The organism is Mycobacterium kiyosense, assembly GCA_021654635.1.
Classification (GTDB): Bacteria; Actinomycetota; Actinomycetes; order Mycobacteriales; family Mycobacteriaceae; genus Mycobacterium; species Mycobacterium kiyosense.
The window spans coordinates 2,190,560-2,216,876 of sequence record AP025179.1 but is presented as its reverse complement, the minus strand read 5'-3'; the positions used below and the strand labels follow the sequence as shown (position 1 = coordinate 2,216,876).

Annotated in this window: 23 protein-coding genes, 1 tRNA gene and 3 pseudogenes; 10 read left to right on the top strand and 17 right to left on the bottom strand. The window is 67.9% G+C overall.

The features are described from left to right. Window positions 1-9 precede the first annotated feature (9 nt). The 12 genes and pseudogenes from L6444_RS10460 to L6444_RS10405 all read right to left on the bottom strand — a co-directional run bounded on the left by L6444_RS10460 (window position 10) and on the right by L6444_RS10405 (window position 13,490). On the bottom strand, window positions 10-681 hold the full coding sequence (locus tag L6444_RS10460; RefSeq protein ID WP_236982269.1) for a hypothetical protein: 672 nt from the start codon (window positions 679-681) through the stop codon (window positions 10-12). After that, entirely contained in the window at window positions 678-1,319 is a 642-nt protein-coding gene (locus L6444_RS10455; RefSeq protein ID WP_236982267.1) for an Mce protein, read from the bottom strand. The genes L6444_RS10460 and L6444_RS10455 overlap by 4 nt, the downstream gene beginning before the upstream one ends. 15 nt (window positions 1,320-1,334) lie before the next feature. After that, window positions 1,335-2,834 (bottom strand): MCE family protein, encoded by a 1,500-nt coding sequence (locus L6444_RS10450; protein ID WP_236982265.1) that lies wholly within the window; start codon window positions 2,832-2,834, stop codon window positions 1,335-1,337. Next, window positions 2,835-3,959: pseudogene (locus L6444_RS10445) on the bottom strand (MCE family protein). Beyond that, on the bottom strand, window positions 3,956-5,275 hold the full coding sequence (locus L6444_RS10440) for an MCE family protein (RefSeq protein WP_236982263.1): 1,320 nt from the start codon (window positions 5,273-5,275) through the stop codon (window positions 3,956-3,958). The pseudogene L6444_RS10445 and the gene L6444_RS10440 overlap by 4 nt, the downstream one beginning before the upstream one ends. A gap of 16 nt (window positions 5,276-5,291) precedes the next feature. Beyond that, a pseudogene (locus tag L6444_RS10435) lies at window positions 5,292-6,458 on the bottom strand (virulence factor Mce family protein); the annotation flags it as partial. Further along, on the bottom strand, window positions 6,455-7,495 hold the full coding sequence (locus L6444_RS10430; protein WP_236982261.1) for an MCE family protein: 1,041 nt from the start codon (window positions 7,493-7,495) through the stop codon (window positions 6,455-6,457). The pseudogene L6444_RS10435 and the gene L6444_RS10430, both read right to left, overlap by 4 nt. Then, window positions 7,492-8,769: an MCE family protein gene (locus L6444_RS10425; RefSeq protein WP_236982259.1), complete on the bottom strand. Its 1,278-nt coding sequence runs from the start codon at window positions 8,767-8,769 to the stop codon at window positions 7,492-7,494. The genes L6444_RS10430 and L6444_RS10425 overlap by 4 nt, the downstream gene beginning before the upstream one ends. A 3-nt stretch (window positions 8,770-8,772) precedes the next feature. After that, window positions 8,773-9,624, bottom strand: coding sequence for an ABC transporter permease (locus tag L6444_RS10420; RefSeq protein ID WP_370652895.1), 852 nt, complete (start codon window positions 9,622-9,624; stop codon window positions 8,773-8,775). Window positions 9,625-9,637: 13 nt separating this feature from the next. Next, window positions 9,638-10,408 (bottom strand): MlaE family ABC transporter permease, encoded by a 771-nt coding sequence (locus L6444_RS10415; RefSeq protein WP_236982257.1) that lies wholly within the window; start codon window positions 10,406-10,408, stop codon window positions 9,638-9,640. A 252-nt stretch (window positions 10,409-10,660) separates the two neighbouring features. Then, window positions 10,661-12,568, bottom strand: coding sequence for a family 2A encapsulin nanocompartment cargo protein cysteine desulfurase (locus L6444_RS10410; RefSeq protein WP_236982255.1), 1,908 nt, complete (start codon window positions 12,566-12,568; stop codon window positions 10,661-10,663). Continuing rightward, entirely contained in the window at window positions 12,555-13,490 is a 936-nt protein-coding gene (locus tag L6444_RS10405) for a family 2A encapsulin nanocompartment shell protein (protein ID WP_236982253.1), read from the bottom strand. Before L6444_RS10405 ends, L6444_RS10410 begins: the two co-directional genes overlap by 14 nt. 384 nt (window positions 13,491-13,874) lie before the next feature. Between L6444_RS10405 and L6444_RS10400 the strand changes: the two genes are divergently transcribed. The 6 genes from L6444_RS10400 (at window position 13,875) to L6444_RS10375 (ending at window position 18,354) form a co-directional block, all read left to right on the top strand. Continuing rightward, window positions 13,875-15,191: a thioester domain-containing protein gene (locus L6444_RS10400; protein WP_236982251.1), complete on the top strand. Its 1,317-nt coding sequence runs from the start codon at window positions 13,875-13,877 to the stop codon at window positions 15,189-15,191. Then, window positions 15,188-16,120 (top strand): cysteine synthase A, encoded by a 933-nt coding sequence (gene cysK, locus L6444_RS10395; protein WP_236982249.1) that lies wholly within the window; start codon window positions 15,188-15,190, stop codon window positions 16,118-16,120. Before L6444_RS10400 ends, cysK begins: the two co-directional genes overlap by 4 nt. 2 nt (window positions 16,121-16,122) lie before the next feature. After that, window positions 16,123-16,830, top strand: coding sequence for a serine O-acetyltransferase (gene cysE / locus L6444_RS10390; protein ID WP_236982247.1), 708 nt, complete (start codon window positions 16,123-16,125; stop codon window positions 16,828-16,830). 35 nt (window positions 16,831-16,865) lie between these two features. Next, complete coding sequence (locus L6444_RS10385; protein WP_236982245.1) at window positions 16,866-17,312, top strand: thioredoxin family protein; 447 nt, start codon at window positions 16,866-16,868, stop codon at window positions 17,310-17,312. Between the two features lie 14 nt (window positions 17,313-17,326). After that, complete coding sequence (locus L6444_RS10380) at window positions 17,327-17,779, top strand: DUF4395 domain-containing protein (RefSeq protein WP_236982243.1); 453 nt, start codon at window positions 17,327-17,329, stop codon at window positions 17,777-17,779. 293 nt (window positions 17,780-18,072) lie between these two features. Continuing rightward, window positions 18,073-18,354 carry a transcription antitermination regulator gene (locus L6444_RS10375; protein ID WP_236982241.1) on the top strand — a complete coding sequence of 94 codons (282 nt, stop codon included), beginning with the start codon at window positions 18,073-18,075 and terminating at the stop codon, window positions 18,352-18,354. Window positions 18,355-18,364: 10 nt separating this feature from the next. Here the strand turns inward: L6444_RS10375 and L6444_RS10370 are convergent. The 4 genes and pseudogenes from L6444_RS10370 to L6444_RS10355 form a co-directional block, all read right to left on the bottom strand. Beyond that, window positions 18,365-19,033 (bottom strand): annotated as a pseudogene (locus L6444_RS10370) (TIGR04282 family arsenosugar biosynthesis glycosyltransferase). Then, window positions 19,030-19,683: a glycosyltransferase family 2 protein gene (locus tag L6444_RS10365; protein ID WP_236982239.1), complete on the bottom strand. Its 654-nt coding sequence runs from the start codon at window positions 19,681-19,683 to the stop codon at window positions 19,030-19,032. The pseudogene L6444_RS10370 and the gene L6444_RS10365 overlap by 4 nt, the downstream one beginning before the upstream one ends. 18 nt (window positions 19,684-19,701) lie before the next feature. Next, complete coding sequence (locus L6444_RS10360; protein ID WP_236982237.1) at window positions 19,702-20,730, bottom strand: NAD-dependent epimerase/dehydratase family protein; 1,029 nt, start codon at window positions 20,728-20,730, stop codon at window positions 19,702-19,704. A 113-nt stretch (window positions 20,731-20,843) separates the two neighbouring features. Beyond that, window positions 20,844-21,896, bottom strand: a complete 1,053-nt coding sequence (locus tag L6444_RS10355; RefSeq protein WP_236982235.1) for a YncE family protein — start codon at window positions 21,894-21,896, stop codon at window positions 20,844-20,846. Between the two features lie 351 nt (window positions 21,897-22,247). On the opposite strand from L6444_RS10355, the gene L6444_RS10350 reads away from it, so the two are divergent. From L6444_RS10350 to L6444_RS10335, 4 genes are read left to right on the top strand one after another with little or no spacing between them, the layout of a single operon-like run. Continuing rightward, on the top strand, window positions 22,248-22,937 hold the full coding sequence (locus L6444_RS10350; protein ID WP_236982233.1) for a class I SAM-dependent methyltransferase: 690 nt from the start codon (window positions 22,248-22,250) through the stop codon (window positions 22,935-22,937). Continuing rightward, a complete protein-coding gene (locus L6444_RS10345) occupies window positions 22,934-24,205 on the top strand; it encodes a molybdopterin-dependent oxidoreductase (RefSeq protein WP_236983985.1) in 1,272 nt (423 codons plus the stop codon). The genes L6444_RS10350 and L6444_RS10345 overlap by 4 nt, the downstream gene beginning before the upstream one ends. Window position 24,206: 1 nt before the next feature. Beyond that, window positions 24,207-24,767 carry a hypothetical protein gene (locus L6444_RS10340; RefSeq protein ID WP_236982231.1) on the top strand — a complete coding sequence of 187 codons (561 nt, stop codon included), beginning with the start codon at window positions 24,207-24,209 and terminating at the stop codon, window positions 24,765-24,767. Then, on the top strand, window positions 24,764-26,119 hold the full coding sequence (locus L6444_RS10335; RefSeq protein ID WP_236982229.1) for a hypothetical protein: 1,356 nt from the start codon (window positions 24,764-24,766) through the stop codon (window positions 26,117-26,119). Before L6444_RS10340 ends, L6444_RS10335 begins: the two co-directional genes overlap by 4 nt. 18 nt (window positions 26,120-26,137) lie before the next feature. Here the strand turns inward: L6444_RS10335 and L6444_RS10330 are convergent. Beyond that, window positions 26,138-26,210 (bottom strand) — tRNA-Asn (locus tag L6444_RS10330). Between the last annotated feature and the right edge of the window lie 107 nt (window positions 26,211-26,317).

Here is a 26,317-nt window from a genome sequence, read left to right as displayed (position 1 = left end):
GTCCCTCGCTCACACCGGATCGAAGCGCGACACGAGCCAGCGCCCGCCGACCTTGTCCAGCGTCACCCGGATCACCGGCTGAGTGTCGGTGGGGGTGCCGCCGTCGCCGACGGTGACGGTCTGATTCACGAACAACAGCACGACGGCGTGATTCTGGGTCGCCGAAACCGACGACGCCGCAGTCACTTTGGCCGCAGCCATGATGTGCTTCTGCTTGGCGCCGGGGATCACGACCTGACGGGTCAACGACGTGTAGGCATCCTTGAATTCTCCGGTCAGCCGCTCGCGCGCCGCATCGAGTTCTTTCTCCGCCGAGTCCGGACCGTAGGACAACAGCGCGACCGCGTCGTCGCTGGCGGCCCGCACCGATTCGGCGCGCGCCTGCGATTCGTCGGCCCCGGACAGGTCCACCCATTTGAAATAACCGGCCGTCAGCGCAAGCAACAGCGCGATCCCCGGCAGCAGGCCGAAGGCCAGCACCCGCACCCACGCGATCGGCGTCGGATGCCGGTTGGTCTGGGCATCACCGTCGGAGTCATCGGACACGTCCTCGGCGGAGTGTTCGTCCGCCTCTTCGGCTGCTGCCGCTGTTTCGAGTTCGGCAGCCGGCGTGGTCTCGTCGAACGGCGAATCCTCTTCGTGCGTCGATGTTTCGGCGGTATGTTCGCGCAGCGTTGTCATGGCACGAACACCACGTTCGACATCTTGACATCGTTGCCGACGGCTTGGACCTCGATTCGCATCCGCCACTCCCGTGGCGCCTCCTCACCGGCCGCGGTCCGCGACTTCACCGCCACCGCCACCATTACCCTGGCCGAGTCCCCCTGCTGGGATTCCAGTCCGGCTTCGGTGACGGTGCCCTCCGATTTCGACTGCGCGGCTTTGACGAGTTCGATGAACGGTTTGGCCCGATGCTCGAAATCGTCGCGGAACGCGCCGGTGGCCGAATCGAGGATTCGCTGTACGTCGGCGTCGATCTCGGTGTAGTTGAGCGTCGTGAGATTCACGGCGCCCTGTCGGGCCGTCTGGATGAACAACTGGCGCTGAACCCGGGCCTGGTGCCGCTCGTAGCCGCGGTAGCCGAGCCAACCGGTCAGGCCGGCGAGCGCGGCCACGACGAGCCCGCTGGCCACTAGGGCGCGCCCGGCATGGGTAAGGCGGCCAAGCGGATTCGGCACCCGCCACAGCCTCCGGCGCGCGGACGTCTCGGCGTCCGGCTGCTCGACATCAGCGTCGGTCACCTGCGGGGCCTGGCCGGATTCACCGGTGTCGTCGGTGTCACCGGTGGCCCCGGCGTGGTCGGACGGCTCGTCGGTCATATTGCTCCTTACCTTTCACGGTGTGGGCACCAGCAGCGACTGCCAGTTTTTGGCACGTGGATGCGCCAGATCGGATTCGGTGTAGCGGTGCCCGTCGGGTCCCACGTAGTCGCCGGTGGCCGGGTCGTAGGTGGCCACCGCCACCGGCGCCGGCGGCGGCACCGGTGCCGGTGCGGTGCCGCGGGGCGGTGGCAGCCGCGGGTCCTGGCCCGGCGGATACTGCGGCACCCCCTGGCCGGTGGTGGTGGCATTGGGGTCGCCCTTCCAGTTGTAGCCGTCGTTGAGTGGCACGTACTCCTCGTCGCTTTCACACATTTCGACGGTCGGGGCCCGCTTCCACGGCTTGGTCTCGCACGGAATGTTGCGCGCGCCACGGACATTGAGTTCGGAATCCTGCGGCAGCCGGCAGTACAGTTCGGCCGCCGGGCGGTCGGGCGCGTCCACGCTGGCCGGCGAACGTCGCTGTGTCGGCGGTAGGAAGCCGGTCGTGCAGGGTGGCGGCAGGTTCATGTTGAGATTGAAGTCCAGATAGAAACCGCGATAGTCCTGCTTGGTGGCGGTGTTGGGGACCAACGACCCGGCCATCACGGCGATGCCCTGCGGCGCCAGCACCAGAATCTGTTCGATGTCATGGCGGTAGACGACGGCGATGTCACCCAGGCTCACCAGGTTGGCGAACAACACCGGTACCGCGGGCGCCACGCGGTCGAGCATCGTCCGGCCTTCTTCCAGCCCGGAACTGCCCTGCCGCAAGAGATCCCGCAGGGCCGCATCCTGGGCCTGGAACTGCGCCGTGATCGCGGCGGTCCGGTGTGCCCACGTCGCGATCGCGTCAGCGGTCTGCACCTGGGAGTTCAGCACCGGCGGCGCCTGGTCGATCAGCGTGGTCAGCGGGCCGACGTTCTGTCCCGCCGCGATCGCCAATGCCGTTGACCCGTCCACAATCCGGGACAGTTCCGGGCCCAGTCCAGCGACCGCGCGATCGGACTCGTTGATCACCGTGCGCAGGTTCTCCCGCGGAATCGCTTGCAGCGCACGGTTGGTCATGTCCAGCAGTCGGCCGATGTCGACAGGTACGTCGACGTGACCCGCGGAGATGACGTCCCCGTTGCCCAGCGACCGGGCGTGGCCTGACTGCGTCCCGGATTCCGGCTGCTGACCCGACAGCGGGGTCAACTCGATGTACTGCTCCCCGATCGCCGAGCGGCTGTGCACGGATGCCTGAACGTCGGCGGGCACCTTGACCCCGGACCGCAAAGCCAGCACGGCGCGTACGCCGGTGGCGGTGACGTTCACCGACTTGACCTGGCCCACATCGGTGCCGCGGTAGGTGACGACCGAGTTCTCGTACAACCCGCCGGACTGCGGCAAGTCGACGCTGACGGTGTACTCCCCGATCCCGAACAACGTCTCGGGCAGCTTCATGTAGTTGAATGCCATTGCGCCACAGGAAACTATGGTCACCACGAACAGCACGGCCAATTGAATCCAGGTTTTGCGGTTCAGGCGCAGCATTCAGTACCCCCCGTCGTGGTACGGGAAGGTCAGCGGGTTGCCCGCGGTGGCCGGGCTGGGCTGCATGCCGATGGTGCGGCCCCACTGCAGTTCGAGCTGGGTGAGGTTGCCTTCCCAGCGGGAGCCGGTGAAGATGCCGGTGTCGATGCGGCTCAACGTCAAGTCGACGATCATCGTGAGATTGGCGTAGTCACCACGGAACCAGTTGCGGACCGTGGAGGTCGGCCACGGGTAGGTCGCCAGCCCGTCCAAACCCTTGGTGAGCGACGGGCCGGCGTCGGCCAGCCTGCGCAGCACCGGGGCGATGTTGCGCAGGTTCTCGACCAGCGACTGCTTGCTCTGGCGGACGGTGTCGGCCGCGATGGCACTGAACTTGCCGAGTTGGTCGATCGCGTCGGCGATGGCGGCGCGCTCCTGGGCCAGGACCGCAAGCGCTTTCGGCACGGTGGTCACAGCCCGGTCGACGACCTGGTCCTTGGCGGCGAACTGGCCCGTCAGCGCGTTGAGATTCTCTGCGGCGGCGATGATGTCGTCGGTTTGCGCATTCGTGCCGGCAATGAACTCGTCGAGTTGGTGCAGCAGGCTTCGCATGTCGTTCTCGCGGCCGGCGAACGCCTTGGCCACCGCCTGGGTGATTTCCTGCAAGCTGACCCAGTCCCCCACCGTTGAGCAGCACCGACACCGAGGCCAGGGTCTGCTCGGTGGTGGGATACATGCCGGCATGCGACAGCGGGATGACCGATCCGTTGACCAGTGGCCGACCGGCGGGGCGTCCTTGGGCGGCGCCAGTTCGATGTGCATCGAACCGAGCAGGCTGGTCTGCCCGAGCTTGGCGGTGGCATTGGCCGGCAGGCGGACGTCCCCATCGATGCGCATGGTGACCAGCGCGTGCCATTCCTGGACCTCGACCTTGGTGACGTTGCCGACGGTGACGTCGTCCACGCGGACCCGGGTGTTCTCCTGGATGTTCACCACGTCGGGCAGCTGCGCCTGGATCGTGTACGAGCCCGGTCCCCCACCGGCGGTGCCAGGCAGCTTCAGCGAGTTCAGCCCATGCCAGTCACAGCCGGTCAGCGACACAAAGCAGGCGGCAGCGAGCCCGACGAGCGCGGTCCGCCTGATCATCCGGGCCCCTGCGGAACCATCAGGCCGGCCAGGCCCAGCGCCGGGTCGGGCAGGGTCGGCCCCGGCCGAGGCGGCGGGGCGGGACCCGGTGGCACGGCCGGCGCCGCGTCCGGAGACGGGACCGCCTCGGGCGGTGGGGGCGCATCGGGCCGCAGCCGGTCCTCGCTGTAGGTGATCTCGTTGGGACGGGCCTGCGGCCCCACGAACGGGTTGAGCCCGGCCGGAATGTAGTTGTAGATGCGGTTCTTGATGATCGGCTCGACGTACTGCAGGCACAGCTTCGACACCCGGTCCAGGCCGCGCCGGGAGGCTGCCTCGATCGAGCTGCAGATCCACTGGGGGATGTCGGCGAAGTTGTTCAATGCGATGATTCCGGTCATTGCGCCCTGCGCGGGTTGGTAGATGTTCACGAAGTTCTGGAACACCGTCGGGGCCACATGCAGTATCTGTTTGATGTCGGCGCGGCTGTCGTTGAGCGCGGTGGTGATGGAACCCAGCCGGTCGAACGTCATACCGATCGATTCGCGGTTCTCGGTGAGAAACCCGCGCAGATCGACCAGCGCCCCGTCCAAACCTCTTACCGCATTGGCGATTTCGTTGGGCGTGTTGGTCAGCACTGTCGTCACGCCGGCCAGATTCTGGTTGAACGACGCCAACAGATCACTGCTGGAGTACAGCGCCGACACCAGCAACTGCAGATTGCGCACCGTGCTGAAGATGTCGTCGGCGTGGTCACCGAGCGCCGAAATCGCCTCGGACAGCTTGATTATGGTGTCGCGCGCGGTGTCGCCCTCGCCGCGCAGGTTGTCCGCCGCGGAGTTGACGAAGGTGCCCAGCGAGTTCACCCCGCCCGGCGCCGCCGGCTGCAACGACTCGGTCAGCTTCTCCAGCTGGCGGCGGAAATCGTCCCATTCCACCGGCACCGCGGTGCGGTTCAGCGGGATCGACGCTCCGGCAGCCAGTTTCGGACCGCCGGAATAGGCCGGCACGAGTTGAATCGCCCGCGAAGTCACCAGCGACGGCGACAAGATCGCGGCGCGGGCGTCGGCCGGGACCGAATATTGCTTCTCGACGGAGAAAGTCACCTTGGAGCTGTTCGGCTGCGGCTCGATCTTGTCCACCACGCCCACCGCGACGCCGAGAATGCGGATCTCGTCCCCGACGAAAAGGCCGTTGGCGTTGGCGAAGTACGCCGAATAGGTGTTCTTGTCGACCTCTTTCCACAGTTGCCGGCCGACCAGGAACGAGGCGACGGTCAAGGTGAGGACCAGGCTGACGGCGGTCACCTGCCGGAGCACCCGGCGATTGACGTTCACGGCGCCCCCGCTGCGGCGGGCGCGGGCTCGGGCTCAGCAGGGGTCCCGGCGCCGGCCCGGGCGAGGGGGGCTGGGACCACAGAGGCTGCGGCGCGGCTTCGGGTGGTACGGGCGCAGACCCGGTGGGCGGGTCCACCGACTCCGACGGCAGGTGCTGGTTGGGATCGAGATACCGGTCATACATGCGGGAGTCGAGGATCGGCCCGCTCAGCTGGCCGGGGACCAGGTTCGCGACATACGCCTTGAAGAAGGGGCCGGATCCCAGGACCTCGCCGAAAGACATTGCGTACCGCTTGAATTTGGGCAGGGTGCGCTGCAGGTCTTCCTTGCGATTGTCGAGGATCTCCAGTACGCCGTTGAGTTTGTCCAGCGCCGGCTTGAGTTGGGTGCGGTTGTCGTCGACGAGTCCGGAGATCTGGTGCGAGACGGCGGTCAGACTGGTCATCAGGGCGTCGATCGAATCCCGTTCCTGCAGCAGCGCCACCAGCAGCGCGTTGGAATTGGACACCAGGGTGGCGATCTGCTGGCTGCGCCGACCCAGCACGCCGGCGACGTTATTGGCATTGCTCAGCAAGTTGCGCAGCTGGGCGTCACGGTTGTTCAGGGTGTCCGAGAACCGTGCCACCCCCTCCAGGGCCGGCCGCAGATTCGGCGGTGTCTCTTTGAAGGTGTCCGCCAATGTTGTTAGCGCCGTGGATAATTGGGCGGTGTCCAGCCCGCTGATCTGGGTTGTCAGGTCGCCCAGGGCATCGGGTAGGTCGTAGGGCGACGTGGTGCGTTCCAGCGGAATGACGCCCGCCAGCCGGCCCCCGCCCCGCGGTGTCAGCTCCAGCATCTTGGAGCCGAGGATCGTTTCGGTTTTGATCGCCGCTTCGGTCCGGTCCCCGAGTTCGACCTTCTTGCGGACCGTGAACCCGACGCGGACCTTGGTGCCTTCCAGGCGGATATCGGAGACCCTGCCGACACCCACGCCGGACACCCGGACCTGATTGCCCGGCTTGATGCCGCCGGCCTCAGCGAAGTAGGCCGCATAGTTGTCGTAGTCGTTGACGAACGGCAGCTTGTTGTACTGGAACGCGACGATCACCAGGCAGGCCACCAGTACAGTGCCCATCACCCCGAGCTGAAACGGGCTGCGCTTCCTGCCGGGCTTGCCCCCGAATCGGTTGTTGAAGAAACTCATTGCGGCGTGCACCGCCCGGTGGGCTGACCGACCAACTTGATGTAGACCGGGTTGCCGCCCTTGCCGTTCATCTTGAGCAGCACCTCGCAGAAATAGAAGCCGAAATAGTCGCCGTTGAGTCCCTGCCGGGACAACACCTGATACACGTCGGGAAGGCTGTGCAGCAGGCTGTCGACGTACTCCCGGTCGGCAAGCACCTGAGCCGACATGCGGTCCGTCTCGTGCACCACGTCGCGAATCGGTTGGCGCGCCTGGACCAGCAGGTCGGAGATCGAGCCGGCGGCCGCGTTGACGTAGGCGAGTCCGGTGGAGATGTCGGTCTTGCGCTGGGCGAGGCCGTCGACGAATTCCGCGAGTTTGTCCAGGCCGTCGGAGAATTCATGATCGCGCGCGGCGAAAGTGTGCAGCACGGTGTTCAAGTTGGTGATCAGCAGCCCGATCAGCTCACTGCGGCCGGCCAGGGTCGAGGTCAGCGTCGAGGTCTGGGCCAGCACCGAGGCCAGCGTGCCGCCCTGCCCCTGGAAGATGCGCAGCAGTTGGCCGGACAGCGCATTGACCTGGTCGGGGTCCAGGGCGCGGAACAACGGGCGGAAGCCGCCGATCAGGGCGTCGATATCCAGCGCCGGCGACGTCTGCGCCAGCGGTATCGTCGCGCCGGCAGCCAGCCGGCGGGTTGATCCGGCGCCCTCCTCCAGGGCGAGAAACCGGTCGCCGATCAGGTTTTCGTAGCGCACTGCGGCTTTGGTGCCCTCGGTCAGTCGCAAACCACGGTCGACCGCGAAGTCGACCGTCACGGTGCCGTCGCGGTGCAGGGTGATGTCGCCGACCTTGCCGACCTCGGCCCCGGCGATACGCACGAAGTTGCCGGACTTGAGCCCGGATACGTTGCTGAACAACGCCCGATAGTTGGTGCGGTCGTCGAACCGCAACTGGCCGAACACCGTGATCAACGCGAAGGTGAACAGCAGGCACACCACCGTGAACAGCGCGACCCGGGCCGCGATCTTCGCGGTGCCCGGCCTTCCAGCTTGACTCATGGTGGCGGCTGTCCTCCGCGGTAGAAGTAACGCGGCGGCTCCGGGGGGTTCTTGGTGGTCGGAAAGTAGTTCGACCACCAGGGATTTCCGACGGCCAGGTTGGTGCGGATCTCGTTCGGCGCAGCACCCCACCCGGTATCGGTGACCAGCGCCCGCACCGGGTAATTCGCGCTCGGGTCGGGCAGCGACCCACAACTGGGCCGGCCGCCGGGGCCACCGGTCGCGTTGACCTTCGGCAGGTTCTTCGGGTATCGGTACGGATCGTCACCGAAGAGCATCCCGGCGTCCATGATGAATGAATATCCGTTACCCCCGAGGGTTTCCCGGCCGCCGTGCTCGACATACCACTGGGCGCCCTGGAACAGACACGTGTAGGTGGGCGAATACATCTGCAGCAGCGCCATTGTCGGGTCGAGCAGGTTGATCGCCCGGACGATGTTCGCTTCGCTGCGGCCGATGACGCTGATCCCGGTCTGGCTGAAACCTATGGCGGACAACAGCATTGCGTCCAGTGACCGCTGATTGTCGGTGAGGGTGGCGCTGGTGGTCGCCGCCGAGTCGAGTATCGACAGAATATCCTGCGCCGCGGTCGAGTACGCGGCGGTCGTCCTGCCGAACAACTTCCAGTCCCGGTGCATGGTGTCCAGACGCGGATTGACGGCCTGCAAAACATGATTCGAGTCGGTGATGGCCTGCCCGATCCGATCGCCCTTGCCGCGAACCGACTGCGCGAACGCGGACAGGATGGCGTTCAGCTTCGCCGGGTCGATGGCCTGGAGCACCGACTGCAGGTTCTCGAAGACCGTGTTGACTTCCACCGTCACATTGCGGGAGTGCAGCACGGCGCCGGGTTTCAGTTTCGCGGGGCTGGGATGTTCGGGCACGGTCAGCTCGACGTATTTGGACCCGAACGCGGTGGTCGACTTGATTTCGGCCTCGACGTTGCTCGGCAGGAACTTGAATGCGTCCGGCTGCATCTTCAGTTGCAGCCGAGCGGCTTTGCTGTCGGTGCCGATCGAGGCCACCTGGCCGACCTGCACGCCGCGCAACTTGACCTTGGCGCCCGACTCCATCACCAGCCCGGCCCGCTCGGACACCAGGGTCAGCGGCACGAAGGCGTCGAATTTACCGGTGAAGGCGCCCGCGGTCAGGGCGATCAGCAGCGCGACCGCGATGAACAAGGTCGGCGCATACCAGATCGGATCGACCCTGTTCGCCCGGACCCTGTTCGTCCGGAATGCTCCCCTGTCGCTGCTGTCGCGGTGGTTGCCCATGGGTCAGCCCGACAGGTTGAAGTTGCCGTGCTGGCCGTACACGGACAGCGAAATCAACAGGCAGACAAAGGCGGTGACGATCATCGAGGATCGCACCGAGCGGCCGACCGCCTCGCCGACACCCGCCGGGCCACCGGTCGCGGTGAACCCGTAGTAGGTGTGGACCACCATCACTCCGGTGGCCATCGCCAGTGCCGACCCGAACGACCACAGTAGGTCGGTGGGATGCAGGAAGGTGCCGAAGTAGTGCTCGTAGACGCCGCGGGACTGGCCGTAGACGAAGATGGTGAGGAACTTGGCCGCGATGAACGACATCAGCACCGCCACGGCGTAGAGCGGGATCACCACCAGGACACCGGCAATGATGCGGGTGGAGGCCAGATAGGTCACCGCGCGGATGCCCATCACTTCCAGCGCGTCGATCTCCTCGTTGATGCGCATGGCACCCAGTTGGGCGGTCGCGCCGGCACCGATGGTGGCCGCCAGCGCCAACCCGGCCGTGCAGGGCGCGATCATGCGGACGTTCAGGAACGCGGACAGGAAGCCGGTGAGGGCTTCGACGCCGACGTTGGACAGCGTGTCGTAACCCTGCACCGCCACCAGGGCGCCGGTGGTCAGCGTGAGGAAGCCGATGATGCCGACGGTGCCCCCGATCACCGCGAGAGCGCCTGTGCCCATACCCATTTCGGCGATCAACCGCAGCAGCTCGCCGGGATAGCGGCGCACCGCCTCGCCGATGTTGAGCAGCGAGCGACCGTAGAACGCGGTCTGTTCGCCAATCTTGCGCGTGGCCGACACCAGCCTGGGTCCGGTGGCGGCGAATCGTGACGGGCCGCTCAGCGTCGCGTCGCTCACAGCACGGCCAGACTCATTTGGCGGTGACCTTCACGCCGAGCGCGGTGGTCAGGATGTTGATGAAGAACAACGCCATGAACGAGAACACCACTGTCTCGTTGACCGCGCTGCCGACGCCGGCCGGGCCGCCGCCCACCGAAAGTCCTTTGTAGCAGGCGATCAGGCCCGCGGAGATGCCGAACAGAGTTGCCTTGATCAGTGAGATCACCACCTGGGGCAGCCCGGTGAGCAGGGTCATCCCCGCGACGAAGGCGCCCGGCGTGACGTGCTGGACGTAGACGACGAAGACGTAGCTGCCGACCAGGCCGGTGACGGCAACCACCGAATACAACAGCACCGCAACGAAGGTGGCCGCAATGAGACGCGGAACCACCAGTGCCTGAATGGGATTGACGCCGATCACTTTCATCGCGTCGATTTCCTCACGGATGGTGCGCGCACCCAAATCGGCGCACATGGCCGTCGAACCGGCACCCGAGACGACCATCGCGGTGACAACCGGTCCCACCTGCGTCACCGACGCGAGTCCTGCGCCGGCACCGGACAGGTCGCCGGCACCAATCTCGACGAGCAGAATGTTCAACACGAACACGATCAGCACCGTGTACGGGATCGACAACATGATGGTCGGGAAGATCGAAACGCGGGCTACGAACCAGATCTGCTCCAAGATCTCGCGCCAGGCCCACGGCCGTCGCACCAGCACCACGAATGTGTCCGCGCAGAATTGGAAGAACCCGCCCAGCGCGTTCATGGGCTTGGCCATGGTCGTAGCAATAGTCATCGGACCGCTTCAACCCCCGGGGTTGTCGAAGAATACGCACCGCTCATCTCAGATCCTCGTTACGCTTACGCGGCAACGGGATTCGCGGCTGGCCGTATTACCTTGCGCGACAAGGGTTTAGTAATATCCGCAACAGAATTCAGGCCGCGTCGCCTGGTTGCAGATAGAAACACGACGCCAGCTTACGAGCACTGCCGAGCACAACCGAGGTTTGCAATCAGGCGGAAGACAAGTGTGGAAAGCGCCCGTCGCTCAGCCTACGGTGGCGCCGCCCTCGGCGATGCGGCGCACTGCCCGAAGGAAGACGTCGATCTCCTCGAAGGTGTTGTAGAACGCGAACGACGGGCGAACCGTAGCCTCCAGTCCGTACCGGCGCAGAATCGGCTGCGCGCAGTGATGGCCCGCCCGGACCGCGATTCCCTCGGCGTTGAGCGCCTTGCCGACCTCGAGCGGCTCATGACCGGCCAGCACGAACGACAACACGCTGGCCTTCTCGGTCGCGGTGCCCACCAGCCGCACACCCGGAATGTCGGCCAGCCGTGGCGTGGCGTATTCGAGCAGTTCGTGCTCGTAGGCGGCGATCCGCTCGATGCCCACCTTCTCCACGTAGCGCAGCGCTTCGCCGAGCCCGACCGCGTCGGCGATGTTTCCGGTGCCGGCCTCGAACTTGTTGGGCAGGCCCTGATACAGCGACCGCTCCAAGGTGACATCGGCGATCATGTTGCCGCCGCCCTGCCACGGCGGCGTCTCGGCGAGCGCCTCCTCGCTGCCGTAGAGCACGCCGATCCCGGTGGGGCCGTAAATCTTGTGCCCGGAGAACACGAAGAAGTCCACACCCAGCTCGGCGACGTCGATCGGCAGGTGCGGAATCGACTGCGCACCGTCGATCAGCACCCGCGCGCCGTAGCGGTGTCCGAGCTGCACGATCTTCTCGACCGGAGTCACCGTGCCCAACGCATTCGAAACCTGGGTGGCCGCAACCAGTTTGGTCTTCGGCCCGAGCAGATCCTCGAATTCCGACAGCAGCAGATTGCCCGCCTCGTCCACCGGCGCCACTTTCAGCACGGCGCCGGTCTTCTGCGAAATCAGTTGCCAGGGAACGATGTTCGCGTGGTGTTCGAGGTGGGTGATGACGATCTCGTCGCCGGGTTTGAGATGCTTACCGCCCCACGCGTAGGCCACCAGGTTGATGGCTTCGGTGGTGCCGCGCACGAAGATGTTCTGTTCGGACTTGGGTGCGCCGATGAACCGGCGCACCGTGTCGCGGGCCTCTTCGTAGGCGTCGGTGGCCCGGGCGGCCAGTTCGTGCGCCGCACGGTGGATGTTGGAGTTCTCGTGGGCGTAGAAGTACGCCAGCCGGTCGATCACCACCTGCGGCTTCTGCGTGGTGGCGGCGTTGTCGAACCAGATCAGCGGCTTGCCGTTGACGGTCTCGCGCAGAATCGGGAAATCGGCCCGCACCGTGGCGACGTCGAAGACCTCGTGCTCGTCCGGCAACTGCGGGACCGGCTCGGGCCGGGTCAGGAAGTTGTAGCTGGCTTCATCGCCGGGCCCGCCCCGGCCCGGTGCGGCCACAGGCGCGCCGGACCAGCCCAGATCGGTGACCGACGGGGCCTCGGGCAGCCAACCCGGCGCCGAGCCGGGTACCGAACCGCGCGGCGCCACCGGAGCCGCAGGTGCCGCACCGGCCAGCACACCGGGCACGGTCGGGACGATGCCCGACATCGGTACGGCGAATGCCGTCAGGTCGACCACTCCGGGCGGCAGGAACGGATCGGCCACCGCGGCCGCAGTCTCACCGCTCGACGGCGCTGCCGTCGAGTCCGGCACATTGCCGCGCGGCGCCACCGGCACCGTCTGCGGCGGGGCAGCCTCCGGCCCGGGCGAGCTCGGGGCCGGCACGTAGACGTCCGACAAACCGACCAGGGGCACCGGGGCCGGGAACGGATCGGAGGTACCCGCCGCCGTCCGTCCGGCCGACGTCGCGGCCGTCGTGTCCGGCACGTTTCCGCGCGGCGCGACGGGCGTGGTCTGCGGGGGGCTGTCCGGCCCCGGTCGGATGCTGGCCGCGTAGATCTGGCTGGCCAGGGCGGCGAGTTCGCCGGCGCTGACCGGTAAGTCGCTTTCGGCGTCTACCGACCGGTACTCACTTGTACTCATGGAACTGGTCCACGGCGACGTTGTCGAGCACGGCAAGCGCGTCGTCGGTGAGGACAGCCAGCGAGGTGTACAAGGTGACCAGGTAGGTGGCGATCGCCGACTTGTTGATGCCGGTGAAGCGCACCGACAGGCCGGGCGCCTGCTCCCCGACCAGCCCCGGCTGGAACAGACCCACCACGCCTTGGCGCTCCTCGCCGGTGCGGACCAGGATGAACTTCGTCTTACCGTCCTCGACCGGAACCTTGTCCGACGGGATCAACGGGATGCCCCGCCAGGTGATGAACTGCGCGCCGAACAGGCTCACGACTGGCGGCGGCACACCGCGGTAGGTGGCTTCGCGGCCGAACGCGGCAATGCCGAGCGGGTGGGTCAGGAAGAAGCTGGGCGTCTTCCACACCTTGGTGATCAGGGCGTCCAGGTCGTCGGGAGTGGGCGCGCCGACCAGCGTCTGGATGGTCTGCTCCGGGGTGGCCTGGGCCAGCAGCCCGTACTCGGGGCTGTTGACCAGCTCGAACTCCTGGCGTTCCTTGATGGTCTCGATGGTCAGCCGCAGTTGCTGTGCGATCTGGTCGTGCGGGCTGGAATACAGGTCGGAGACCCTGGTGTGGATGTCGAGCAGGGTCGAGATGGTGCGCAGCGTGTACTCGCGCGGACTGGTCTCGTAGTCCACGTAGGTCTCCGGCAGCGGCTCGTCGACACTGGCGCCGGCCTCGGCTTTGATGGCGACCTGGTCCGGGTTCACCACCCGGTTGACCCGGTAGATGCCGGCTTCCACGGGCACCCAACTCAGCAGGTGCAGCAGCCAGCGCGGCGTGATCGTCGACAGCTGCGGGACGGTCTTGGTGGCGTTGGCGAGCTGCCTGGCGGCAAGGTCGCCGAGCGCCTGGGATTCGTTCTGCGCCCCCTGAGATGAAGTGGCCATCGTCGTCCTTTCCGTGCGTATTCCGACTACGCTGAAGCACCGGCCTGGGTTACTGGCAGAGCAATCATGCCCTACCGAATGCGCGACTGCCCGCCGAGGGTAGCCAGACGGTCGCGCCGGGATAAAGCGTTTAACCGCAGCTGAGTCGAACTGGCAGACCTCTCCCAGATTCTTCCCAGCACCGGCCCATTCCTCCGATGCCCTATAGTGGTCCCATGCCACAGCCGGTCCAGCTGCGTCTTGTCCGCACGCGCTGCTTTGCCGTGGCCTGTTGTTGTTGTTCCTGTTGATTCCTGACGCCATCTGACCGTTCAGCAATCGCCGCGCTCCCACCGATCCCGGTGTAGTGATGCGCGCCACCATTTCAGGAAGAGCAACCGTCCCATGACAGTTCTGTCCATACCCACCGCACTGCCACGCGTGGCGACCCGCAGCAGAGTCCGCGTCCGCCCGGCCGTCGAACCGACACGCATGACCCGGTACCGGGGCGGCACCTATTCCCACACCGTGGACAAGGTCGTGTTCACCGACGGCACCTCCGCGCGCACAGACCTGATCAGGCTCAATCCCAACCTGCAGGCTTACTCGCTGGACTTCGCCGGGATCGCCCCGCACCACCCGTCCCCCTACCGGCTGGGATCCTGGTCGGCGCTGCCGCATCTGCACACCCGAGGGTGCGAAGCCGAAGTGGAGTGGATCCTGCGGCACTCGTATCCGATGCGCTCCATCGCGCAGGTGAGCGACCAGCTGCGCCGGGCCGGCTACCCGCTCGGCCGGGCAAACATCAGCGAACACGAAGCCATCGCGGCGACCCAGGCCGCCATCTGGCACTTCACCAACGGCATGGCACTGGACACGCGGCCGCTGAATGCGCCCGTCGCCGTGCACCGCGGCCCCGGATCGGTGCTCACCTTCGAGTTCCACGGAAAGCCACAACTCGGCGGATACGCGCTGTGGACCGCGTCGGAGTCCCCCGTCGCGGTGCGGCTGCAGAAATCCACCGACGGCATCGACTGGCACGACGTGTCCGGTTCCCGGCTGGTCACCAATCCGGGCAAGGGCCAGCACCGGCGCACGCTGGGCGTGGGCAGCACGCTGTCGTCCAACAGCCACGGACGCGGCGCCCGCGGCTACCGCTTCTACCGGCTACTCACCGCCGCACCGGACGGCTCGCCCCACACCGGGCCCGCGATCGACCACGTCGACTTCTGGCTCACCGGCTCCGGGCACTACCGCAACGCCGACCGCGTCGTGCACCTCTACAACTATCTGCTCTCCGGGGCGTACACCGCGCTGCGGACGGCCCCGCAACCGCTGATCGACAGCGCGGCCGTGGCCGACTCCGGGCTGGTGGGCCCGTTCCAGGTGAGCGTCCCGATGACGCTGAGTGCCGGCGGCGACCACCACATCGTCGACGCTTTCGGCGCGCTCCTCGACGGGACGGTCCGGCCGGGCACCGATTTCTATGTGCGTTTCACGCCGGGCAGCCTGGGCACCAAGGGAATAAGGCTGACCGGATCCGCGTCGCACCAGCTGACTGGTCGGGTGTTGACGGGAGTGGCGCTGGCGGACCCGGCGCGGGGGTCGGTTGCCGGGCTCACACCGGTTGCGCTGACCACCCCCGTGCACGCGACAATTGAGTTCGACATCACCTGGCAGACCAACCGGGCCCGCACCGACATCGTTGGAGAATGTGGATGACCATCGCCGAGAACATCACGCAGCTCATCGGGAACACCCCGCTGGTCCGGCTGCGCCGGGTCACCGACGGCGCGGTGGCCGATGTCGTCGCCAAGCTGGAGTCGTTCAACCCGGCGGGCAGCGTGAAGGACCGCATCGGGGTCGCGATGATCGATGCGGCCGAGAAGGCGGGCCTGATCAATCCGGACACCATCATCGTCGAGCCGACCAGCGGCAACACCGGTATCGCGCTGGCGATGGTGGCCGCCGCGCGCGGCTACAAGTTGGTGCTGACCATGCCGGACACCATGAGCATCGAACGGCGGATGCTGCTGCGGGCCTACGGGGCGGAGCTGATCCTGACTCCCGGCTCCGAAGGCATGCCAGGCGCCATCGCCAAGGCCGAAGAGCTGGTCAAATCCGACGACCGCTACTTCATGCCCCAACAGTTCGAGAACCCGGCCAACCCGGCCGTGCACGCCGTTACCACCGCCGAGGAGGTGTGGCGCGACACCGACGGCAAGATCGACTTCTTCGTCGCCGGTGTCGGCACCGGCGGCACCATCACCGGTGTCGCCCAGGTGATCAAGGAACGCAAGCCGACGACGCAGTTCATCGCCGTCGAGCCGGCCGCGTCGCCGGTGCTGTCCGGCGGCCAGAAAGGACCGCACCCCATCCAGGGCATCGGAGCCGGGTTCATCCCGCCCGTGCTGGACCTGGGCCTGGTCGACGAGATCATCACCGTGGAAAACGAGGACGCGCTCACCTTGGCCCGCCGGCTGGCCAAGGAAGAGGGACTCTTGGTAGGCATCTCCTCGGGCGCCGCGGTGGCGGCCGCCCTGGAGGTCGCCCGCCGGCCCGAGAACGCCGGAAAGCTCGTCGTCGTCGTGCTGCCGTCGTTCGGCGAACGCTATCTCAGCACCGTCCTGTTCTCCGATCTGGCGGATTGACCGTGCTCACCGCCATCCGACGCGACATCCGAGCGGCCCGGGAACGCGACCCGGCCGAACCGACCGTGCTCGAAGTCGTCTTCGCCTACCCGGGCGTGCACGCCGTCTGGGGACACCGGATCAGCCACTGGTTGTGGCTGCGCGGCGCGCGGCTGCTGGCGCGGACGCTGGCGGAGCTGACCCGGATCCTGACCGGCGTGGAGATCCACCCCGGCGCCACCCTGGGGCCCGGCCTGTTCATCGACCACGCCACCGGGGTGGTGATCGGGGAGACCGCGGAGATAGGTGAGGACGTCACCATCTTCCACGGCGTCACTCTCGGCGGCACCGGCCGCGACCGCGCCAAAAGGCACCCCACCATCGGCGACCGGGTGGTCATTGGAGCGGGAGCCAAGGTGCTGGGCGCGATCAAGATCGGCGACGACAGCCGGATCGGCGCCAACTCCGTGGTGGTCAAGGAAGTTCCGGCCAGCTCCGTGGTGGTCGGTGTGCCCGGACAGGTCGTGAGCCGTCCGGGACCGGCCAGCGAGGACGAATCCAAGCTGCCCGACCTGGTCGGCGTCAGCCTCAAGTCGCTGCTCACCCGGGTGGCTCGGCTGGAGGGCCGAGGCGACGGTCACCCGCAGGGCCAGCAGAACGGCCAGCCGGCCGAGCGGGTGATCCGACCACCAGAGGCCGGGGTATGGAACGGCGAGGACTTCTCCATCTAGGGGAATAGCGCGCTGAAGAAGGTGTTGGTGTACTGGTGAGTTCTGTTGTGATCGCAGGGATCGCGATCGTCGCGGCGTTGGGCGCGGCGTGTGTTCTCGGCTGTGTGGTGAACAGGCGTTCAGGCGTGTTGCGACCCGCGGCGCAGTCGTCCGCGGCCGAGCAGGACAACTCCGATCTTCCCCTGTCCGACACCGGACCCACGGTGGTGCATTTCAGCGCCGACTGGTGCGGACCGTGCGCGGCGGTACGACGGGTGGTCGACCAGGTGTGTGCCCAGCTGCCCGAAGTCGCACACGTCGAGCTGGACATCGACGACAACCCGGTCGCGGCCAAGCGGTTGTCGGTGCTGTCGCTGCCGACCACCTTCATCTTCGACGCCGAAGGCCGCCAGCAGTACCGCACCTCAGGCGTACCGAAAGCCGTTGACCTGCAGAACGCGCTGCAGCCGCTGCTGGTGTCAGCGGTCGAGTCAGGCGAGTGAGAGGAACAAAGCCGATGTCATCCGATATCAGCCAGGTAGACGTCCGGGGACCGCGATTCGCGGCGTGGATCACCACCACCGTGCTGGTGCTCACCCTGGTGGTCTCGGTGGTCAGCCCCGCTGCGGCCGCGGCGATTCTGGCAGCTCAGGCGGTGGTCTTCGCCGTCAGCGCGGTGCGCGGCCCACGCAACAGCCCGTACGGGTTGCTGTTCGCCAAGCTCGCGGCACCCCGGCTGAGTCCGGTGACCGAACGCGAACCGGTGCCGCCGCTGAAGTTCGCCCAGCTGGTCGGTCTGATCTTCGCCGTCTTCGGAGTGGTGGGATTCGCCGCGGGAATCCCGCTGCTCGGGCCCATCGCGACCGGATTTGCGCTGTTCGCCGCCTTCCTCAACGCGGCGTTCGGCATTTGCCTGGGCTGCCAGATGTACCCGCTGGTGGCGCGCTTCCGCCGGGCACCCGCCGCGTAGCTGTCCTGACCTCCCGGGTTCGAAGCGGTTTCGCCCCGGCGCCGCGTGGGTGCGCGCAGTTCGCGGATCAGATCGAATCGCCGCGAGCCGATCACGCCGAATCCGCCCCTGGCCTGTGCCGATGTCTTAGAGTTGTGCCATGCCACGGTTCTTCAGGCCGCGCTCAGTCGCTCCGCGCCGCGCCCGCGATCGCTATCGCTGATTACCTTATTGCACTTGATGTTTCGCATCGTCACAGCGAGTTCTACGGGACGCGACGGCAGGCGGAGCGATTCGACGGGAGGTCGAAACGGATGACCGATAGTCTGCAGACGCGCCCGAAACACGACCATGGCCCCGCGGAGAACACCCGGGCTCTCGACACGGCGGTCGGCATCCTGGTCGGCCTGCGTCGCTGCGACACCTACGCCTCGTTCCGAGAACTGCTGTCTGCCAGCGAGCGGCATGCGGTTCCGGTTTTCGCACTGGCCGGGGCGCTGGTGAAGCTGGCCAGCCGCGACACCGACAGTCGGCCCGCCAGCACGGCCGCACAGTCGGCCGCGGAACGCGAGTGGGGCGACTACTACCTGCCCTAGACGTGCCGTGTCAGAGCCCCGCCGCGCGGGTGACTCGAGCGAAATGACCGTCGGGATCGCAGGTTTCACGCACGACCGCGACATCGTCGATGACGTCGAAGTCGCTCAGCACGTCTGCCGCCGCAACCTGGATTCCCTTGTCGTGCAATGCTTTCAAAGTCAGCTCTGCGGTATCGGGCCGGGACATGGGCACGCCGCGCAGGCATTCGGCCACCGTCGGGGTCTGCAGTCCCAGCACCCACCAACCCCCCGTCGCGGGCCCGGCCCAGCAGCGCCTGCGTGTCGAGCAGCCGACGCGCACAGTCGGCCAGCAGCTCGGCGGTCACCTGGGGGGGGTGTCCATCCCGATCTGCAACACGGCTTGGCCGCCCGATCCCGCGTCCGCGTGCGCGTTGGCCAGCCGGTCGGCGAAGTCGTCACCGCGCTGCGCAATCACCCGGAACGACGCCAGCCGGCGGCGCAGCGCGGCGCCCTCGGCCGCGCCGTCCAGATCGCCGGTGAGCGCCACCACCCGCGACGACACCGGCGCGCCGGCCACCGCATCGAGAGTGTCCAACAGCGCCGCGGCCGCGATCTGCGCGGCGACCTGTTCGCCGACCGTCGCGGCCAGCCGGGTCTTGGCGCGACCGGGCTCGGGGGCCTTGGCGACCACCAGCAACGTCACCGGCAACTCGGTCACGAGATGACCTTCCAGAAATCCAGCACCGCGGTGATGCTGCCGCGCAGCGAGCCGCTGACCTTCGATTTGCCGCCGGTCCGGGGACCGTAGCTGACGTCGAACTCGACCACCCGCCAGCCGGCGGCGGCCGCTCGCACCAGCAGTTCCAGCGGGTAACCCGACCGCCGGTCGACGACACCGAGATCCAGCAGCGCTTGGCGCCGGGCCACCCGCATCGGGGCGATGTCGTGGACCGGCAAGCCGTGCCGAGTGCGCAACCGCCAGCTCATCACCACGGTGCCCACCCGGGCCACCCACGGCCAGTGCAGCCCCGGCACCGGGCGCCGCCGGCCGATCGCCAGGTCGGCTCCCCCGCTCAGCGCGTCGACCAAGCGGGGCAGGTCACCGGCATCCATCGAACCGTCGGCGTCGATGACGGCCACGATCGGGGTGCTCGCGGCGACCACACCGGCGTGCACCGCCGAGCCGTAGCCGGGCCGCGGCTCGTGCACGACGGCCGCGCCGTGCCGGGCGGCGACCCCGGCGGTGTCGTCGGTGCTGCCGTTGTCCACCACAAGCGCGCGGTAGCCGGCGGGGATGGCCGCCAGCACCGCCGGCAGCGACTCCTGCTCGTTGCGGCAGGGCAGCACTACGGTCACGTCGTCGGCCATCTGTCCTTCCTATCGCAGCTATCGCAGCGGCGCGAAAGCGAATTCGCGCAGGCCCACGCGCGGGTCGACGACCGCCCGGAAACCCAGCACCTCGGCGGCGCGGGCCGGGTCGGCGACGATGTGCCGCACGTCGCCACTGCGGTACTGCCCGGTCACTTCTGGAGTCAGTGTCGCCTCGCGCGCGTCGCACAGCGCGGTGGCCACCTCGAGGATCGAGATGGGCCGTCCTGAGCAGACGTTGACGGCGGTGAAGCCGTCGCGTTCCACGGTGGCCGCGACGTTCGCCGCCGCCACGTCGTCCACGTGCACGAAGTCGCGCATCTGCCCACCGTCCTCGAAAACCTTTGGCGGCAAACCTTTTTCGAGCGAAGAACGAAAGATCGCGGCGACCCCGGAATAGGGCGTGTCCCGCGGCATGCCGGGGCCGTACACATTGTGATAGCGCAGTGCGACCACCGAACCACCGGTGGCCTCCGACCAGGCCAGCGCGTAATGCTCCTGCGCGGTCTTGCTGGCCGCGTAGAGGCTGCGCGGGCGCAGCGGCGTGTCCTCGTCGACGAGACGCCACTGCAACTCCTCGCCGCCGACCGGGCAACGATGCTCGAAGGCCCCGGCGTCCAGGTCGGCGCGCCGCCGTGGCAGCGGATCGACCGATCCGTGTACCGGGCAGGTGTAGCTGCCCTGTCCGTACACGACCATCGACGACGCCAGCACCAAACGGTGCACTCCGGCCTCGAACATCTGCGCGAGCAGCACGGTGGTGGCCAGATCGTTGTGCCCGCCGTAGGCCGGCGCGTCGGCGGCGTTTACCCCGGCGCCCACCATCGCAGCCTGATGGCACACCAGGTCGACCCCGGCCAGCAGCGGGGCCAGGGCCGCGCCGTCCCGGACGTCCACGCGATGGCATCCGGGCGGCAGTTGCGCGTCGGGTCCGTGGGCCGCCGGCAACAGCAGGTCGACGCCCACCACCTCGTGTCCGGCGCCGCGCAGCGCGGCCCAGACCCGCGAACCGATGAATCCGGCCGCTCCGGTCAGCAGCACCCTCACGACAAATCACCCGGCGGCTCTGTGCACAACTTCATGTTCCTTTCGACTTGCCCTTAACACCGTAATGCCACCACGAAAGCGGTTGCCGCATGCCGAGATTCGATATCGTCGCCTCAACCTGTGGGCAACAGCTCGGCGCCGATGAGCTGTAACGTACCGCCCCCGTCGGGACGACTGCCGGTGACCACCACGTTGCCCGAATGCGGTTCCACCGCAACCGAATTCGGCTGTTGCACGGTGGCCAGGTCGCCTTGTACGCGGGGCTTGCCGGGGTCCGACAGGTCGATCACCCGAACCAGGTTGGTCGCGGTCAACGTGACATACAGGCGACCACGCCCCCCGTCGTACGCCAGACCGTAGGGCTTGCCCGGCGCGTCGACCCTGGCGACCTGGGAAAGCTGCGGATCGACCCGCTCGATCAGCACCGCGCCGCCATCGGTGTCGGCGAAGGCCGCCAGGTCACCGGCCAGCGCAACCGCGTGAGTGAGCTTGACCCCGACGGGTCCCTGCGCCACCTGCCGGCCGGCCGACCCGTCGTACACCCAGACCCCGTTGCCCTGCACATCGGCCACCGCGGCGTAGTCGCCGATCGCCGCGACACCGCCCGGTTGTACCGGTCCGGCCGGTAGCGAGGCGGCCACCGCGCCGCCCCGCACCAGTACCACCCCGCCGCCGTGTTCGTTGGTGACGACGATCGTGCCGCCGGCCGTGCGCGCCGCGTCATGCGGTTGCCGGCCGACTCCCGTCACGACGGAGAGCACCCGGCCGTCGGCAAGGCCCACCTCCCATAATTCGTTGGCCGCCTCCAGCGGGACCAGCACGGGCCCATCCGGTCCGGCCAGGCTCAGGTGCCGGGCCGCCCCCCGGGTCGGGACCATTTGACGCCGCACGCCCGTCGCGGCGTCGAACAGCTCGACCCCATCCGGGTTGCGCACCGCCACGGCGCCGATTCCCGAGGCTCCGATGACGACGCCTTCGGGGACATCGCCGACCGGGACCACCGTGCCCACCGGTGGCACCACCGGAACCCCGGCGATCGCGGGCTCGGCCGCGGGCTTTCCGGTGAGCGTCGGGCCGGTCGGCGTCGGGCCATGCGCCCCGGGGCGGCCCGCGCACCCGGCAACCAGGGCCAGCGTCACCAGCACGACCGCCCCGAGCCGCGTCATCGGCGCCGCCGGTGTCTCTGAGGTAGTCCATGGACGCATCACGGCACACCGGGTACCCGCGCCGGACGCAAACTACCAAATCTTGCATCTAGCAGCGCGTATACGACTACGCCGACCGCGCCGAGGAAACCGGAAGTTTTGAAATCAGCGTGAGGGCAATCCAACGCGCTACCCGCACCGAATAGCGGGTAGGGCACCGCGGGTGTCCCGGGGCCGGTGAGGAAGGGGTTGAACATCGTTCCGAGCAGAGTCTCTTCCGTAGCCGATGACGATCTGCGCTCAGGTCCTGCAGTCGATCAAGCAGTCCCCCCCTGGCGCGCTTCCACGGTGCGCGACAGCTGCGATTCGGCGATGTCGAGGTCGGCGGATCTGATCTATCGCTCGGCTGCCGCGGGCAAGTCCTGTTGGTCGCGCAACCACCACGGTGACCGTCGTGATCTACCGATCGCCCGATGGATGGGCGGTCCGCAGAGCACGCCGCAGGATCGGTCCGCCGACGAGCACGTCCTGGCGCTCTGCTCATCCCGGCCCACCCTGGATGTGGGGTGCGGTCCGGGACGCTTCGCCGCGGCGCTGCAGCAACGCGGACTGCCCGCACTGGGCATCGACAGCTCTTCGGCAGCGGTGGAGATGACTCGCCGCCGGGGCGCGGCAGCCATCCGCCGCGACCTGTTCGCGCCGTTACCCGCGGAGGGCAGCTGGGATCAGGTGCTGCTCACCGACGGCAACATCGGCATCGGCGGCGACCCGGTCCACACGTTGCGGCGGGCCGCGGAACTGCTCGCGCCCGGCGGGACGGTGATCGCCGAGATCGATTGTCCCGCAACGTCATTGTGTCACGAGATGATCCGGTGGGAGACCGATCACCACTTCGGGCACTGGTTTCCGTGGTCGCGGGTGGGCCTCGGCGCGCTGGCTGGTGTGGCGCTGGCGGCCGGACTGCTGGTTACCCAGGCCGTCGACATTCACAACCGGGTGATCGCCGTGCTGAAGGCCGACACCGGGCGGCCTCGCGGCATCCGAGACGGCGCACTCGCCTGAACGTCCCGCGGCGCGACACCGAACGCCCGAGGGGAGCGCCGCGATGGCGAAGCCCGTTGCGCGGGCCTTGGCTGACGTCGGTACTGGGCTTGGCGCTGCTGGTCGCGCTGCCAGTGGTGATCCTGACCGGGCTGTTGTCCTACCTCGCGTACGGGCCGAGCCTCGGTCAGGCCATCCCGGCCGAGGTGGGCTGGCTCAAGCTGCCCACCTTCGACTGGCCGACCCGACCCTCGTGGCTGTACCGGCTCACCCAGGGCATGCACGTCGGGCTGGGGCTCGTACTGATTCCGGTGGTGTTGGCCAAACTCTGGTCGGTGATTCCGCGGCTGTTCGTCTGGCCGCCGGCGCGCTCACCCGCGCAACTGCTGGAGCGGCTGTCGCTGGTGATGCTGGTGGGCGGGATCCTGTTCGAGATCGCCACCGGCGTGCTCAACATCCAGTACGACTACATTTTCGGCTTCGACTTCTACACCGCGCACTACTTCGGGGCGTGGATCTTCATCGCGGGCTTCGCCCTGCACGTGCTGCTGAAGTTTCCAAAGATGTTGAGCAGCTTGCGTTCTCGATCATTCAGCGCCGTGCTGCGCACCTCGCGTGCCGACACCCGGCCCGAGCCTTCAGACCCCGACGGGCTAGTCGCCGCCAACCCCGCACCGCCCACGGTGAGTCGCCGCGGTGCGCTCGGAATGGTCGCGGGAGGAGCGCTGTTCGTCGGGGTGCTGACCGCCGGCCAGACAGTGGGGGGCGCCACCCGCCGAGCGGCCCTACTGATGCCGCGGGGCCGCAGCCGGGGCGACGGCCCCAACGACTTCCAGGTCAACCGGACCGCCGCGGCTGCCGCGGTCACACTGGGTGACGCGGGTCCGGCCTGGCGGCTGACGCTGATCGGACCGTCCGGGCGGACACAGCTGGAGCGAGCCGCGCTCGAGTCGATGCCGCAACACACCGCCGAACTGCCCATCGCGTGCGTCGAAGGGTGGTCGACCACCCAGACCTGGAGCGGGGTACGGCTCGCGGATCTGGCGGCGCTGGCCGGCATGCCCGGATCCGCCCGGGCCACCGTGCGCTCGCTGGAACGGGCCGGCGCTTTCAACCGCGCCGTGCTGGCGGCCAACCAGGTGGGCGATCCCGACTCGCTGCTGGCACTGCGGGTCAACGGTGCCGACCTGTCGCTGGATCACGGCTACCCCGCGCGCATCATCGTCCCCGCGTTGCCGGGGGTGCACAACACCAAATGGGTGCGCTCCATCGAGTTCGGAACACCCTGAGATGGGCGCGTTGGCCCGCCGTTTCACCGCGTGCTACGGCGCTGATCCGTTGCACCTGCTGGGCACCGTCGCCGCCTCGGCGCTGGCCGGCTATGCCGTCACCGTGCTGGGCCCGGAGGCGCTGTGGAATCCCAGGGTCTGGTGGCAGTCGATCGGGGTTTGGTTCCTGGCCGCGGTGATCGCGCACGACCTGGTGCTGTTCCCGCTGTATGCCCTGGCCGACCGCTCCCTGGTGCGGGCCCTGAGCGCCCTGCGTGGGCGCCGCACTACGGGGATGCCGGGGGTGTCCCCGCTGAATTATCTGCGGGTTCCGACGCTGGCGACGGGTTTGTCGCTACTGCTGTTCTTTCCCGGGATTTTCCGGCAGGGGCACGCCAGCTACATGGCGGCTACCGGGCAGACGCAGGAACCGTTCCTGGCTCGCTGGCTGCTGCTGGTCGCGGCGCTGTACGGCCTCAGCGCGGTTGCCTACGCCGCCCGCCTTGCTGCGGCCCGGCACTGCGAACGCTCGCCCGGCACCGGCGGGCGGGGGCAACCGCAGCTCCCGGACGGGCCGCGGTGAAGATCGGATGCCGCGACGCGGTCGCGGTGTCCGTCGGCGCCGCGCTGGTGGTGGCGGCGTTCGTGGTGCCGCACCTGCATCTGGGCGTGGTGACGCCGCTCATCCGCAGCACGCCGCAGGCCATCCACGACTTGGCCGACACCGCACCGATTTTCGGCTGGTGGGACGCACACGTCGGGTGGGGCAGCATCGCCGCCGTCGTCATCGGAATCTGCGCGGTGGTCTGGGGACCGGGTCTCTCCCGGCAACTGTCCTGGCGGGTCCTGACGTTGGTGACGTGGGCGACGTCGGCCGGGTGGGCGTTTGCGCTGGCGATGGTCGACGGCTGGCAACTGGGGTTCGCCGGCCGGCTCGTGGCCCGCCACGAGTACCTGCGGCAGGTGCCGACGATCACCGACATCCCCGAGATGCTGCGCAGCTTCGCGGGCCGCATCCTCGACTTCCAGCACGACTCGTGGATCACCCATGTGTCCGGGCATCCGCCCGGTGCCCTGTTGACGTTCGTGTGGCTGGACCGGCTCGGACTGGGGGGCGGCGCGTGGGCAGGCGCGTTCTGCCTGCTGGTGGGCTCGAGCGCGGCCACCGCGGTGATCGTCGCGGTGCGGGCGGTGGCCGACGAAACCACCGCCCGGCTGGCCGCGCCGTTCGTCGCGGTCGCACCGACCGCGATCTGGATCGCCGTCTCCGCGGACGGCTACTTCGCCGGCGCCGCCGCGTGGGGTATCGCGCTGCTGGCGCTGGCAGCAAACCGGGTTGCGCACCGGCCGATCCTGGTTGCGGCCGGCGCCGGCCTGCTGCTCGGCTGGGCGGTTTTCTTGAACTACGGGCTCGTCTTGATGGGTCTGCCCGCGCTCGCTGTCCTGCTAGCCGTCCGAAAGCCCCGAGCGACGCTGACCACGATGGCGGTCGCGCTGCCCGCTGCGGCGGCCGTGGCGGCGACGTTCGGTTGGGCGGGATTTTGCTGGTTTGACGGTTACACCCTTGTGCAGCAACGCTATTGGCAGGGCATTGCAGCGATCCGGCCGTTCCAGTACTGGGGCTGGGCCAATTTCGCCTCGGTCGTCTGTGCGATCGGATTGGGTAGTGTCGCGGGCTTGAGCCGGGTTTTCGACGTCGCCGCAATCCGCCGTCGCTCCGGCCTGCACCTGCTGCTGCTCGCCGTGCTGGTGGCGATCCTGTGCGCCGACCTGACCATGCTCAGCAAAGCCGAGACGGAGCGCATCTGGCTGCCGTTCACGGTGTGGTTGACCGCGGCCGGAGCGCTGCTACCTCGCTCGTCGCAGCGCTGGTGGCTGGCGGTCAATGTGGTCGGCGCGCTCGCGATCAACCACTTGATCCTGACGAACTGGTGACCGCTGGCGCGGGAACTGCTCCCCCGGAAGGACTCGAACCTTCAACCCTTCGGTTAACAGCCGAATGCTCTGCCAGTTGAGCTACAGGGGACTATCAGTCCAACGAATGCTGGGTGCTGATCGCGGGACGACTCTAGCGTACTGGCGCCCACTCCCCAACCGGCGGCCCCGACAGATCGCGAGGTTTACCGGGCATTG

Coding starts and splice junctions, on each gene's coding strand:
- L6444_RS10355 (WP_236982235.1), bottom strand. CDS start 21,896: ATGACGCGGCTCGGGGCGGTCGTGCTGGTGACGCTGGCCCTGGTTGCC.
- L6444_RS10410 (WP_236982255.1), bottom strand. CDS start 12,568: ATGAGTACAAGTGAGTACCGGTCGGTAGACGCCGAAAGCGACTTACCG.
- L6444_RS10455 (WP_236982267.1), bottom strand. CDS start 1,319: ATGACCGACGAGCCGTCCGACCACGCCGGGGCCACCGGTGACACCGAC.
- L6444_RS10460 (WP_236982269.1), bottom strand. CDS start 681: ATGACAACGCTGCGCGAACATACCGCCGAAACATCGACGCACGAAGAG.
- L6444_RS10450 (WP_236982265.1), bottom strand. CDS start 2,834: ATGCTGCGCCTGAACCGCAAAACCTGGATTCAATTGGCCGTGCTGTTC.
- L6444_RS10375 (WP_236982241.1), top strand. CDS start 18,073: ATGACCGATAGTCTGCAGACGCGCCCGAAACACGACCATGGCCCCGCG.
- L6444_RS10405 (WP_236982253.1), bottom strand. CDS start 13,490: ATGGCCACTTCATCTCAGGGGGCGCAGAACGAATCCCAGGCGCTCGGC.
- L6444_RS10340 (WP_236982231.1), top strand. CDS start 24,207: ATGGGCGCGTTGGCCCGCCGTTTCACCGCGTGCTACGGCGCTGATCCG.
- L6444_RS10350 (WP_236982233.1), top strand. CDS start 22,248: ATGTCGAGGTCGGCGGATCTGATCTATCGCTCGGCTGCCGCGGGCAAG.
- cysK (WP_236982249.1), top strand. CDS start 15,188: ATGACCATCGCCGAGAACATCACGCAGCTCATCGGGAACACCCCGCTG.
- L6444_RS10400 (WP_236982251.1), top strand. CDS start 13,875: ATGACAGTTCTGTCCATACCCACCGCACTGCCACGCGTGGCGACCCGC.
- L6444_RS10365 (WP_236982239.1), bottom strand. CDS start 19,683: ATGGCCGACGACGTGACCGTAGTGCTGCCCTGCCGCAACGAGCAGGAG.
- L6444_RS10380 (WP_236982243.1), top strand. CDS start 17,327: ATGTCATCCGATATCAGCCAGGTAGACGTCCGGGGACCGCGATTCGCG.
- L6444_RS10430 (WP_236982261.1), bottom strand. CDS start 7,495: ATGAGTCAAGCTGGAAGGCCGGGCACCGCGAAGATCGCGGCCCGGGTC.
- L6444_RS10415 (WP_236982257.1), bottom strand. CDS start 10,408: ATGACTATTGCTACGACCATGGCCAAGCCCATGAACGCGCTGGGCGGG.
- L6444_RS10425 (WP_236982259.1), bottom strand. CDS start 8,769: ATGGGCAACCACCGCGACAGCAGCGACAGGGGAGCATTCCGGACGAAC.